Source organism: Alloacidobacterium dinghuense (assembly GCF_014274465.1).
Lineage (GTDB): Bacteria > Acidobacteriota > Terriglobia > Terriglobales > Acidobacteriaceae > Alloacidobacterium > Alloacidobacterium dinghuense.
Genome location: NZ_CP060394.1, coordinates 6049809 through 6062636, shown reverse-complemented (window position 1 = coordinate 6062636; position 12828 = coordinate 6049809). Strand labels below are relative to the sequence as shown.

Annotated in this window: 11 protein-coding genes; 9 read left to right on the top strand and 2 right to left on the bottom strand. The window is 57.5% G+C overall.

What is annotated here, in order from left to right; all coding sequences use genetic code 11:
- Positions 1 to 125 precede the first annotated feature (125 nt).
- The 3 genes from H7849_RS25535 (at position 126) to H7849_RS27010 (ending at position 2092) form a co-directional block, all read left to right on the top strand.
- Complete coding sequence (locus H7849_RS25535; protein ID WP_186743257.1) at positions 126 to 749, top strand: carbonic anhydrase; 624 nt, start codon at positions 126 to 128, stop codon at positions 747 to 749.
- Positions 750 to 1119: 370 nt separating this feature from the next.
- Positions 1120 to 1779 (top strand): alpha/beta fold hydrolase, encoded by a 660-nt coding sequence (locus H7849_RS27015; protein WP_251106490.1) that lies wholly within the window; start codon positions 1120 to 1122, stop codon positions 1777 to 1779.
- A 37-nt stretch (positions 1780 to 1816) separates the two neighbouring features.
- A complete protein-coding gene (locus H7849_RS27010) occupies positions 1817 to 2092 on the top strand; it encodes a hypothetical protein (protein ID WP_251106489.1) in 276 nt (91 codons plus the stop codon).
- A gap of 28 nt (positions 2093 to 2120) precedes the next feature.
- Here the strand turns inward: H7849_RS27010 and H7849_RS25525 are convergent, their stop codons facing one another.
- Both H7849_RS25525 and H7849_RS25520 read right to left on the bottom strand, forming a co-directional pair.
- On the bottom strand, positions 2121 to 3602 hold the full coding sequence (locus H7849_RS25525) for a methyltransferase regulatory domain-containing protein (RefSeq protein ID WP_186743256.1): 1482 nt from the start codon (positions 3600 to 3602) through the stop codon (positions 2121 to 2123).
- Between the two features lie 193 nt (positions 3603 to 3795).
- Complete coding sequence (locus tag H7849_RS25520) at positions 3796 to 5382, bottom strand: DHA2 family efflux MFS transporter permease subunit (RefSeq protein ID WP_186743255.1); 1587 nt, start codon at positions 5380 to 5382, stop codon at positions 3796 to 3798.
- 207 nt (positions 5383 to 5589) lie between these two features.
- On the opposite strand from H7849_RS25520, the gene dnaK reads away from it, so the two are divergent.
- The 6 genes from dnaK to H7849_RS25490 all read left to right on the top strand — a co-directional run bounded on the left by dnaK (position 5590) and on the right by H7849_RS25490 (position 12821).
- On the top strand, positions 5590 to 7515 hold the full coding sequence (gene dnaK / locus H7849_RS25515; protein ID WP_186743254.1) for a molecular chaperone DnaK: 1926 nt from the start codon (positions 5590 to 5592) through the stop codon (positions 7513 to 7515).
- A 104-nt stretch (positions 7516 to 7619) separates the two neighbouring features.
- Positions 7620 to 7790, top strand: a complete 171-nt coding sequence (locus H7849_RS25510) for a hypothetical protein (protein WP_186743253.1) — start codon at positions 7620 to 7622, stop codon at positions 7788 to 7790.
- A 283-nt stretch (positions 7791 to 8073) separates the two neighbouring features.
- Positions 8074 to 8868, top strand: coding sequence for an Fpg/Nei family DNA glycosylase (locus H7849_RS25505; RefSeq protein ID WP_186743252.1), 795 nt, complete (start codon positions 8074 to 8076; stop codon positions 8866 to 8868).
- A gap of 49 nt (positions 8869 to 8917) precedes the next feature.
- On the top strand, positions 8918 to 9619 hold the full coding sequence (locus H7849_RS25500; protein WP_251106488.1) for a carbohydrate-binding protein: 702 nt from the start codon (positions 8918 to 8920) through the stop codon (positions 9617 to 9619).
- Complete coding sequence (locus H7849_RS25495) at positions 9616 to 10791, top strand: glycoside hydrolase family 5 protein (RefSeq protein WP_186743251.1); 1176 nt, start codon at positions 9616 to 9618, stop codon at positions 10789 to 10791. The genes H7849_RS25500 and H7849_RS25495 overlap by 4 nt, the downstream gene beginning before the upstream one ends.
- 89 nt (positions 10792 to 10880) lie before the next feature.
- Positions 10881 to 12821, top strand: coding sequence for a sodium:solute symporter family protein (locus H7849_RS25490; RefSeq protein ID WP_186743250.1), 1941 nt, complete (start codon positions 10881 to 10883; stop codon positions 12819 to 12821).
- The last annotated feature ends 7 nt before the right edge of the window (positions 12822 to 12828 follow it).

Here is a 12828-nt window from a genome sequence, read left to right as displayed (position 1 = left end):
CGTGTCCTGTTTTCACAGATTTGTGGCGACTGACGCGAGAAACAGATCCTTCCCCTTCACTGCGTTCCGGGTCAGGATGACAAATTGGCGGCGCTCGAACATTTGTCTGTTACAAAGAAGCAGGCATGAAGCATCTTGTTCACGGCTATCTGCGGTTTCGCAAGGATGTCTTTCCGCAGCGGAAGGACAATTTTCATCTGCTGGCGGAGCGTCAGGCTCCTGATGTGTTGTTCATTACCTGTGCCGACTCGCGGGTTGTTCCTGATCTGATTCTGCAGACGGAGCCGGGAGATTTATTTATCTGCCGGAATGCCGGGAACGTTGTGCCTCCCTTTGGCGAGGCGGCTGGGGGTGTTTCGGCGACGGTGGAATACGCTGTCGAAGTTCTCAAGGTGAAGCATGTGATCCTGTGCGGCCATTCGGATTGCGGGGCGGTGAAGGCTGTTCTCGACAAGAAGGACATGAGCCGGCTTCCGATGACTTCCAAGTGGCTCAAGTATGTGGAGGCGACGTGGCAATACCGCGAGCCGGGCGACCCGATCGGTGACAAGAAAGCGCAGCATACAGCGCTGATCCATGCCAACATCGTCGCCCAGTTACACAACCTCAAGACGCATCCGGAAATTGCCGCCGGACTGGCTAAGGAAACCTTGCAGGTTCACGGCTGGTATTACGACATCATGAGCGGAGCGATCGAGGTCTATGACCAGCATGCGCGAAGGTTCGGGCCGCTCGAAGACTCGATCTGACCCTCCCCCCTGTTTTCGCAAATTCCTTCTTTTCAATTCTTTACGACGATTACACGCACGGAGATCGTTTATTTTCAGCAACTTAGACGGGGTAGTTTTCTTAAATTCCCTGGAATCATCCATTTATCAAGCGTTGGCCGGGATTTTCGGTGAAGGGTATGCCGTTGCGGGTACTCTGGACCCTCTCGATTCTTCGTCGCCTTTGGCTCGTCAGAATTACCGCCTAATTCAAGTTTAGCAATTCTGCTCATAATTCCACGCCACTATTCGTTGCAACGACTAAAATTTATTGCTTTTTCGTAACGAAAAATTCGCCGGGTGTCGATTTCACGCGTTTCTGTTCGACGTATGGACAGAGAGGGATTTCGAGATGGCACGCAGAAGGGGTCTCCTGGCAAGGATCATCGTTAATCTGGTTTTCTCGTCGGCGACAGTAGGCGTCGCCTATGCGCAGCCGACTGCGGTTCCATCGGGAAACGCTCCGGGTAGCGGCCTGACAATGTATTACGAGATTCACGGCGCGATTCAGGATGTGGAGCGGCCACTGATCCTGATCGAAGGAGGGGCGGACCTAAGCGGGATGTTCGGCGCGATCATGCCGGAGCTTGCTAAGAACAGGCACGCGATTGCTGCGGACCTCGAGACGCAGGGACGCAGAGCCGACATTGACCGTCTGTTCAGTTTTGAAGCGCTGGAAGATGTGGCCGCTTTTGTGTTGCGTCTCAGTATCGAGAATGTGGACGTGATGGGCTATTCCTTTGGCGGCGAACTTGCGCTCCGCGTGGCGATTCCGCATCCCGGCATCGTTAGAAAGCTGGTAGCTGGCGCTGCAATATTTCATCGCGATTCTTGTATAAAGGAGTTGAGAGCCTGCTTTCCCCGTGTCAAAGATTCAAGAGAAACGACCGATCTCAGGTCAGCCGTCGGAGCCGATTCCGGAGCAGAGCGGCAACACGCGGAGAGCGATCGCATTATCGAGCTTTTTCTTCGCGGTTCTGCAGAGCGTTTGCACCTTTTTCGCCGCGGTTGACGGCCTCCGGCTCATCATCGGCGTGGGATCGGTTGTGGTGAGTGCCGGCCTTGCCACTTTTCTGGACCGGCTTCACGCGAACTGGATCCGGGTACCGATGATCGTGCTGGCTCTGGCCGGCTCACTGTTGAATCTGGCGATTCTGGCGCAGCTTCGGCGCCTGCGTAACCGTCCTGCCTCACAATGGCGCATGCGGCCATTGAGCCCACATAAAATCCGCATGGAACGCTGGCAGATGGTGCTGTCCATTGCCACGCTGATGCTGATCGTGGTCGAAGAATATTTCCATCTTCGAACCTCTGGCCACTTGTAAGAACCGGCCAGCACTTAACCTTCGATACCTAACCTTCGAGTAGACCGGCGCGATAAACAAAGCGCAGGTTTGGCTCCATTCTCTGCTCCAGTTCTTCGACAGGTGTCTCCGGAAATCTCGCTTTCAGGGCTTCGAGGAGGGCGGCGCGATTGCGCGTGCCGTCAAGCAGTTGCAGGCAGTGGCGACCGATGGGATCCGAGAGATCGACCTGCGTGTGCCATAGGGTTGCGGTGGAGTCGCGCGTGCCGGTGTCGAGGCGGCTGGTGGCGGTGGCGCGGGGACGGTCGGAGATGCCGCTGGCCAGGGGCGGATTCCATGCATGCAGCTCGATCATTTGCGTAATTGCCAGTTGCAGGAGCAGCATGGCTGCCTGGTCGGGTTGGGTGAGGCCATGCTCTTCGAGCGTCGGCATCAGGTTGTCATAGCTCAAGGTATGAGGCCATGCTGCGACCAGCTTTTCCATGATGGCGATGGTTGCCGGGTGCGTGCAGTGGAACTTCTTGCCGCCGGTGAGCGTGTAAAAGCGCGAGGACGCTTCCTCGCCCGGCTCGCTGACAGCTGATGATGCGAAGCGCAGGCGGTGGAAGGAATCGGGCGGAAACCTGCGCTTGAGCGGATGGTGGGCGCGGCAGAGCAGCGTTTCTCGATACATGCGCATGCGGGCGAAGTCGAGCATCTGCTCCTGCGCCAGCATGTCAGCGGAGACGGATTGGATGACGCTCTGAAAGCCTGCTCTGAAACAAGGATCGGTGGGTACGACCAGTTCGGCTTCAGTGAGGTATTGCAGTCCGTGCTTCGCCGCGTGCTCGATGAACTGGGAGAAGTAGACCGGGTGATAGACGGGGCTGAAGTCGTCGTGATAGACGGCGTTCCAGTTCTTGACGCGCAGGCGCTTGAGATGCTCCTCAAACAGCGTCTTGTAGACATCGCCTTCCTTGCGTGTTTCCGCGAGCGCCGCGATGAATTCGATTCCCGTCTTGATCTGCTCTTCCGGATCGATGATGCCCTGCGTGCGAAAGACCATCATTTCGCGGAACATCTGGCGCAGATGGCTGCCGGGGAGCGCGTTGTAGCTGACGAAGGCGACTCCGTTGGGCTTGAGCAGCTCGCCGCAGAGCGCAAGCAGGCGGTCGCGGACCGGTTCGGGCACCCAGGCGTAGAGACCGTGGGCGATGATGTAGTCGAATTCGCCCAGCTCCGGACCCACTTTGAGCAGATCGGCCTGGAAGATGCGAATGTTCTTGAGACCGAGTTCGCGGACACGCGCCTGTCCGCGCGCGATGCACTCCGGCGCGAGGTCGAAGCCGACGAATTCGGCTCCGGGAATGGCGTAGGCCATGGGGATGATGTTCGCGCCCTCATTGCAGGCGACTTCGAGAACGCGGCAGCCGGCTACGGGGGCGGGCTCAAGCCCATAAAGCAGCGACATGACGGCGAGCTGGTCGGGATGGGTGTGGGCGTAGGGGAATCCGGGATACTCGACGGCGTCGTAGACGTTCTGTGGGGACAAGGGCTCTCCTGAATTTCTTGCTCCGAGATAGTTTAGTGTGCATATCACGAAGTTCGTACAGGCGAGTTAGGTTTGGTTGGGTTGAGGTCTTGCTTTCCCACCCTTTGCTGCGCAAAGGATGGGGCACCCCTTTTTCGTGCGACCGCGAAGGAATTGCAGATCCTCGCTTGCACTCACGAAGACAAACGATGACTCAATGGGCGCCTGCCGGAGCTTTCTTGCCGGGCTTGATCCTGCGGAAGAGCCAAACGAGAACGATGCAGCCAAAGCAGGTCAGAGCGATGTAGCGGAAGACGTCGACAAAGGCCCAGAGCAGCGACTGATGACCCAGCTGCTGGTAAAGCTGCGCCTGGCTGGCGGCTGCGGCATTGCCCGGATTTGTCTGATGGCCTAGATACGTGGTCATGCTACTCATTCTCTGCTGGAGCCAGTAGCTGGAACGGGGAATGGAATTCGCGAGGTCGTGCTGGTGGAGGTCTGCGCGACGGGTAATCATGGTCTGCGCGACGGATATCCCGATCGAACCTCCGATGTTGCGCACCAGATTGAAGATGCCGCTTGCGTTCCCGATCTGCTCGTTACTGAGCGTGCCGTAGGCCTGAGTAGTAATCGGCACGAAGACGAAGCTCAGGGCAAATCCTGTAATGATAATGGGCCAAAGCAGAGTCGTCGGGCTGATGTCGGTGGTGACATTCCCGAAGATCAGCGAGGTAATGCCGAAGATCATAAAGCCAAACGTGAGCAGGTAGCGCGCGTCGATCCTGCTGCCCAGGATGCCGACGACAGGCATGGCGGCGATAGCTCCAAAACCGCGCGGCCCCACGACCCAGCCAGCGGTAAAGGCGGTATATCCGAGAACCTCCTGGTAGAAGAGCGGGAGGACGGTGATGGTGGAATAAACACTCAGGCCGAAGACGAGCATCAGCGAACAGCCGACAGCGAAGTTCCAATCCTTCAGGGCGCGGAGATTGACCAGAGGATTCTTTTTCCGCAACGAGTGGATGATGAACCAGACGAAGCCGACCACCACAGCGGCGACCGCCCAGCGGATCCAGATGGCGCCAAACCAGTCGTCCTCCTGGCCCTTGTCGAGGACAACCTGGAGGCATCCTATCCAGACGGCCAAGAGGCCGAAGCCGATATTATCGAACGGGCCGGCCTTGGCATGCTTGATGTACGGCGGGTCGTGGACGAAGCGGCTGATCATGAAAACGGCCAGGACACCGATTGGAATATTGATGTAAAAAGCGTAGCGCCAGCTATAGGTGTCCGTAAGCCACCCACCCAGGGTGGGGCCGAGGATTGGCGCGACTACCACGCCGAAAGCGAAGACGGCCATGGCAGCGGCCCTCTTTTTGGGCGGAAAGCTCTCCAGCAGAATAGCTTGCGAGAGCGGCTGCAGGGCTCCCCCGCCTGCTCCCTGAACAATGCGGGCGATGAGGATGAAGCCGAGGGAGGGCGCGGCTCCGCAGAAAAATGAGGCGATGGTGAAAATGATGACGCAGATGATGAGAAAGCGCTTGCGCCCGAAGCGGAGGGCAAACCAGTTGCTGGCCGGGAGAATGACCGCGTTGGCGACCAGATAGCTGGTCAGGACCCATGTCGCTTCGTCGGTCGAGGCAGACAGAGATCCGGCGATGTACGGGAGGGCGACCGAGGCGATGGCGGTGTCCAGCACCTCCATGAAGGTGGCCAGCATGACGGAAACGGCGATCAGCCAAGGGTTTACTCCCCCAGTCGCGTCCCGCGGGTCGAAATCTTGGGTTGGAGCGTCGTCCATAGGGGAAAGAGCTGTCCTCCTTAAGATACAGTTCCGGTCGGATCGGATGTATTTAACGTGGAATCAGCAGCTTAGAAAGTCATAAGAGTATTGCATCCCGGATATAAATGCTGGCATCAGATAAGTTGACAATAAATGACTCAAGTGCGAAGCTAGAATAGCTATTTCAACGCTGAAGCCAGCACGAGGGCAGTGGGGCAAACGACTATGGCAAAAATTATTGGAATTGACTTGGGCACGACGAACTCCGTCGTAGCCGTAATGGAAGGCGGCGAGCCGAAGGTGATCGCCAACGAAGAGGGTGGCAGGACTACGCCATCCGTTGTGGGCTTTACCAAGAGCGGTGAGCGCCTTGTTGGCCAGGTGGCGAAGCGCCAGGCTATCACCAACCCGCAGAACACGATTTACTCGATCAAGCGCTTCATGGGGCGTCGTTACAACGAAGTAAACGACGAGATGAAGATGGTTCCCTACAAGGTAGTGCAGCAGGGTGACCATGTTGCCGTGGAGGCGCAGGGCAAGCTATACACTCCGCCGGAGGTCTCGGCGATGATTCTGCAGAAGCTGAAGAAGGCGGCCGAGGATTACCTCGGCACTTCAGTGACGGAAGCCGTCATCACAGTTCCTGCGTACTTCAATGACGCGCAGCGGCAGGCGACGAAAGATGCCGGCAAGATCGCTGGTCTTGACGTAAAACGCATCGTGAACGAGCCGACGGCCGCGGCATTGGCTTACGGTCTCGACAAGAAGAAGGACGAGACGATTGCCGTGTACGATTTTGGCGGCGGCACCTTCGATATTTCGATATTGGAAGTAGGCGAGGGCGTGATCGAAGTGAAGTCGACCAATGGTGATACGCACCTGGGTGGCGACAACATCGACCAGAAGATTGTGGACTGGTTGATTGACGAGTTCAAGAAGGACGAAGGCCTAGACCTCCGTGCGAAGGGCAACGAAATGGCCCTGCAGCGTCTGAAGGATGCAGCAGAGCGCGCGAAGATTGAGCTTTCGACCGCGTTGGAAACTGAGATCAACCTCCCGTTCATCACGGCAGACGCGAGCGGACCGAAGCACCTGGTGAAGAAGCTGACGCGCGCGAAGCTGGAGCAGTTGGTTGAGGACTTGATTCAGCGCTCGCTGGAACCTTGCAAGAAGGCGATGGCGGATGCCGGCGTGGATGCAAGCAAGATCGACGAGGTAGTTCTCGTTGGTGGACAGACGCGCATGCCGCGCATTCAGCAACTGGTGAAGGAGCTTTTCGGCAAGGAACCGCACAAGGGCGTGAATCCTGATGAAGTCGTCGCGATCGGCGCTGCGGTGCAGGCTGGCGTGCTCTCGGGTGAAGTGAAGGACCTGCTGTTGCTCGACGTAACGCCGCTGACGCTCTCGATCGAAACGCTGGGTGCTGTGGCGACGCCAATGATTCCGCGTAACACGACGATTCCGACGAAGAAGACGGAGACGTTCTCGACGGCGGCTGACTCGCAGACGGAAGTTGAAGTGCACGTGCTGCAGGGCGAGCGACCGATGGCGCAGCAGAACCGCACGCTGGGCAAGTTCAAGCTGAGCGGCATTCCTCCGGCTCCGCGTGGCATTCCGCAGATCGAAGTGACGTTCGATATCGATGCCAACGGCATTTTAAATGTCACTGCAAAGGATAATGCGACGGGCAAGGACCAGAAGATCACGATCACGTCGTCTTCGGGTCTAAGCAAAGAGGAAGTGGAGCGGATGGCCAAGGATGCGGAAGCGCATTCGGCCGAAGACAAGACGAAGCGTGACGAGATCGAGGCTCGGAACGGACTCGACAACCTGGTCTACAACATCGAGAAGATGTTGAAGGAGAGCGGCGATAAGGTTTCCGGCAGCGACAAGACCGATGTGGAAAACGCACTTGCCGATGCAAAAAAGACGCTCGAAGGTTCGCCTTCTGCATCTGAGTTAAATGCAGCCCGCGAGAAACTGACCGCGGCATCGCACAAGCTGGCCGAGGCCATGTACAAGGCCAACGCAGCCGGCCCTGCGGCGGGCGCTCCAACAGATGGAGCGCAGGCGGCGTCTGACACTGCGGAGCAGAAGAAGGACGAAGGCGTCATCGATGCTGAATACGTAGATGTTGACGAGAAAAAATAACTGAGCGCGATAAGAAAGAAATAGTAACAACTGAGGGCGCGCTCAAACGAAACGTTAGCGCGCCCCTTGTGTTTATAGAAGTGTAGATTGGAGTATTTGCAAAAATGACTGACACCCTTTGGAAATGCGAACAGTTGCGAGCCGGACAGGTATACAACACCCTCATGTTCAATACGCGCGAAGAGGCCGAGAAATTCAAGGCACACGTGAACAGGATGGAGCCGGATATGTTTTGCCGCATTGAAGCGGTTCCGGTGAAGTTGGTTTGGAATTGACCTCGGCGCACCAGCCTCGCTCATCGTTTCGCTGTGGGCTTAGAGGCTGGTGAATGCCAACTCCACTGTGATGGCATCGTACGAATCGCCTGCATTCTTCGCTTCCCGTCAAAATAACATTTCGTCGGCTTGTTACTGAGGCCTGACCCGCCTTTAAGCGGGGCTTCGGCTCACAGTACAATTACAACCACTTGGTTCCCTTTCAGGAGCATGAACTTCGGGCAGAGCCGGGAGCGCAGTTTGCGCTCATCGGGTATTTCACTCTTTGTGGTAGCTCAATCGTATGCCGGAAGGAAATGAAATTCATCGCTTCGCGGAAAACCATGCCAGGGTTTTCGCGAGGAAGCGCGTGCGCGTGGATTCGCCGAACGGCGGCTTTCCAGATGCTGAGATTCTTGATGGTCGCAAGCTGGCGCGAATCGATGCTGTCGGCAAACATCTTGGGTATCACTTTGGCCGCGATCTGATTCTGCATATTCACCTGGGCATGTTCGGGGATTTCCACCAGGGCGAGATTCCGCTGCCACCGGCGCGAGGCGCGCTGCGGCTGCGCATCTATACGAAAACAGACTGGATTGAGCTGCGCGGCGGGACCGATACTTCGATCTTCGGGCACGCAGATTGGCAGGCGCTGCTCAAGCGACTCGGGCCTGATCCTCTGATTGCCGGCTCCGATCCGGAGCCAGCGTTTGAGAAGATCGCAAAGCGTGACACTCCGATTGGCGCGCTGCTGATGGATCAATCAGTAATCGCGGGCATTGGCAATATCTATCGCGCGGAGATTTTGTATCGAGCGCGCATCCATCCGCTGCGACCGGGCAGAGAAGTTGATCACGCCGCCCTTAAGGGCATCTGGAGGGACGCGAAAAAATTGATGGGCGCGGGCGTACGAGACACGCGCTATGTGACGACGCTTGCGAAGGACCGTCCGCACAAGACGGGGCCTGTGCGCGAAGACGAGGAGCGCTATGTCTATCGCAGGCATGGCAAGCCTTGCTTTGTCTGCGGCACGAAGATTCAGCGCGCCGACCTTGCCGGACGCACGATCTATTGGTGCCCCAAGTGCCAGAAGAATTAAGCCCTATCCATAGCGTTTCCGCGTAGACTGATTTCACTCTGGGGAAACTGTGCTGCGATTCTGTCTCGTTCTTCCATCATTCATTTTGTTCCTTGCACCCGGGCTGCAAGAGCAGGCATCCGCACCAACGGACTTTCACAGCACTTACAAGGGCACTCCCTATGCGGATAGCCATTACAAAGGCGGACCGCAGGCTATTCCCGGACGCGTGCAGTGCGCTTACTACGATAGCGGCGGACCCGGCGTCGCCTACTACGACACGACGGAAAAGAATCTGGGCAGTGGCGGGTTGAATCCTGCGGACGGTACGTATCTGAACCAGTTCCGGATGGACGAGGGCGTCGATACCTCGTACACCAAGTTTCACGATCAGATCGACAATAGTCCCTACAACCTGGTGAAGCCGCCGGAGAACCAGCTCTATGTGGGATGGACGGAGCCCGGCGAGTGGTTCAACATCACGGTGAAGACCCGCAAGGCAGGGACGTATAAGGCTGATCTGCTCTACACCTCAAATCGCGGCGGCGTGATTTCGATCGATGTTGACGGGGTTCCGGCATCGGGGCCTCTGAATATCACTTCAACTGCCAATGCCTCCGATCCGATTGCCTGGCGACAGTGGCACCACTGGAATGTGCAGCAGGACCTGGTAAGACTCGATCTGCCTGCGGGAGAAAGCGTGCTGACCATTCACATTCTCACGCAGGGAAACATGAATCTCGCTTATTTTGATTTCAAAGAAGTGCGATGAGTTCTTTTTCCGGCGCTTTGAAAGAGCTCCTGACCCTTACGCAGATGCTCGTTTTGCTTCTGGTTTCCGGCGCTCAATGGAGCCATGCCCAGGCTTCGCCGCAATTGCCGCTCCACACCAGCGGCTACAAAATTGTCGATGCGAAGAAATCGCCGGTGCAGTTAAAGTCGGTGAACTGGTATGGCTTTGATGAGAAGGAATATGTTCCGGGCGGCCTTGACCATGCGCCACTGGCCACGATTGTCGGCCTGATCAAGAGAATGGGCTTCAACTCCGTGCGACTGCCGTGGGCAAATGAGACGCTGGAGAAGAATCCGGTGGTTGCTGACTATGCGATCAAGGCGAATCCGCAGCTCCGCGGCAAGCATGCGATGGAGGTGATGGACATCGTCATCGACGCGCTGGCCAAGGCACAGATCATGGTGATTCTCGACAATCACGTGAGCCGCGCCGACTGGTGCTGCAAGGATGATGACGGCAATGGGCTGTGGTACAGCAAGGAATATCCCGAAAGTGCGTGGCTGGCCGATTGGAAGACGATCGCGCGGCGCTATCGCAACCAGCCGTGGGTGGTTGGTGTTGACCTGCGCAACGAACTTCGCAGCGGCGCGGTGTGGGGCGGCGACAATAAGAAACTGGACTGGCATGCGGCTGCCACTCGCGGCGGCAACGCTGTGCTCAGCGTGAGTCCGAAACTGCTGGTGATGATTGAGGGACCGCAGTACTCGACTGATTTTCGCGGCGCGGCGCATCTTCCGGTGTTCCTCGATGTTCCAAATCGTGCGGTGTATTCGCCGCATGCGTATTCGTTTGGAGCGCAGACCCAGAACTATGCCGAGCTGCAAAAGGCATTCGATGAACGTGCAGGATTCTTACTGCAGACAACGCCGGCGATTCCGCTGTGGATCGGTGAATTTGGAACCTGCCAGACGTTAACGGGCTGTGGAAGCGATCCTAACGGCGAGTGGATTCGCGGATTTGTACGTTATGTGAAGGAGCATCCTGAACTGGGCTGGAGTTACTGGCCGCTGAACGGAACGCAGTCTAGCGGCTACAGCCGCACCTACGATGCGCCAGAGACCTTCGGGCTGCTCACGACGGACTACCAGCACATTGCCGCGCCTAAGCTGCTGGAACTTTTCCGGACGATCGGCCTGCAGCCACAAGAGTAAATTTGGGTAGCGGGAAAGTGTTCCCCGTGAGCTGTAAACCTGTATATACTGCTTTCATCGATTGATTTCCTGGAAACTGAGAGAAGCGCATGTCACTGACCCTGGCGGACTGGCTGGTCATAGCCGGCTATCTGCTGTTCAACTTGCTGATTGGCCTTTATTACCGCAGCCGTTCGAGCGGCTCGACGGAAGATTTTTTCGTTTCCGGGCGCGATGTTTCCTGGTGGCTCGCTGGTACATCCATGGTGGCGACGACTTTTGCCGCAGACACACCGCTGCTGGTCTGCGGGCTGGTGGCGACGCAGGGGATTTCCGGCAACTGGATTTGGTGGAGCTTGTGCCTCAGCGGCATGACGACGGTCTTCTTCTTTGCGCGCTATTGGCGGCGGGCTGAGATTCTGACGGACGTGGAGCTGGTGGAGATTCGTTACGGCGGCAAGCCGGCGGCGTTTCTGCGCGGATTCAAGGCCATCTATCTTGGCCTGCTGATGAACTGCTTCATCCTCGGCTGGGTAACGCGGGCGATGGTGGATATTATCTCCGTCGTGCTGGGCCCGGTGATTGCTCAGGGGCGCGTGCTGCAGTTGAGCATCGGCGGTCACACGTTGCTGCAATACACGCTCGGCGATCCGCGCCATACGGCGCTTGCCATCTGCATCTTCATTCTGGTTCCCTTCACCGGACTGTATACGTTCATTGGCGGACTCTGGGGCGTGCTGGTTACGGACCTCTTCCAGTTCGCGCTAAAGATGACGATGATTGTCGTGCTGGCGTGGCTGGCGGTTTCGCAGCTCGGCGGCATGCATGCGCTGAAACTGCAGCTTGATGTAGTGGGTGAGGCGACGCGCGCTGCGGGGCAGCCGACTTCCAATGTGATGTCGTTCCTGCCGGATTTCCATGCAGGGCTGACGACTTCGAATATCTGGACGCTGCCGCTGTTGACGTTCCTGATGTATATCGGCGTGCAGTGGTGGGCGGCGTGGTATCCGGGCGCGGAGCCGGGCGGTGGCGGCTACGTGGCGCAGCGCATGTTCAGCGCAAAGAATGAGCAGCACTCACTGGGCGCGACGCTGTGGTTCAACATTGCGCATTATGCTCTGCGGCCGTGGCCGTGGATCGTTACTGGCCTGGTGGCCCTGGCCGTGTATTCGCCGCATGGCGGGCTGCACCCGAGCGCGGCTTTTGCAGCCAATCCGCAGCAGGGCTATGTCATGGTGCTGCGCGACTATCTGCCTCCTGCACTGCGCGGGCTGATGGTGGCGGCGTTCCTGGCGGCGTATATGTCAACGATTGGGACGCAGCTGAACTGGGGCACCTCGTACCTCGTCAATGATTTTTATCGTCGCTTCTGGGTGCGCGATGGCAGCGAGCGACATTATGTGTTCGTCAGCAAAATCATTACGGTGATTCTGGTGCTGGCAAGCGGCTACGTTGCCAGCCAGTTGACTTCGATCAGCGCTGGATGGGAGCTGGTGTTGAACCTGGGCGCGGGGACGGGCGCGGTGTACATCCTGCGCTGGTTCTGGTGGCGAGTGAATGCCTGGAGCGAAATTTCTGCGATGATCGTGGCGGCGGTTGTGGCGCTCGGATTGTCGCGTGTTTCGTTTACGGGCAATGATGCGGTGGTTTTTGCCAAGTCGACCTTGATTACAGCTGGGATTACGACAATTGTGTGGATCATTGCGACGTTCGTCACGCCCGCCGAAAGAGAATCGACGCTGCTGAATTTCTACCGGAGGGTTCATCCGGCGTGTTACGGCTGGAGCCGCATCGCGAAGCTCGCTCCGGAGCTTCCGGAAGTGCGCGACTTCGCTGCAAACGCCTTCGATACGGTGATGGGATGCGTGCTGGTTTACGGCACGCTCTTTGGGCTGGGCAAATTTATCTTCGGCAACTGGCTAGCCGGTACGGTGCTTATTGTGCTCGCGGCAGTGGCAGGCTACCTGATCAAGTGGGACCTGTCGCGCCGTGGATGGGAGACGCTTTCGGGCGTGAAGATGAAGGAGACTCCGGTGGCGGAGGGACGGTAGGTCGGCC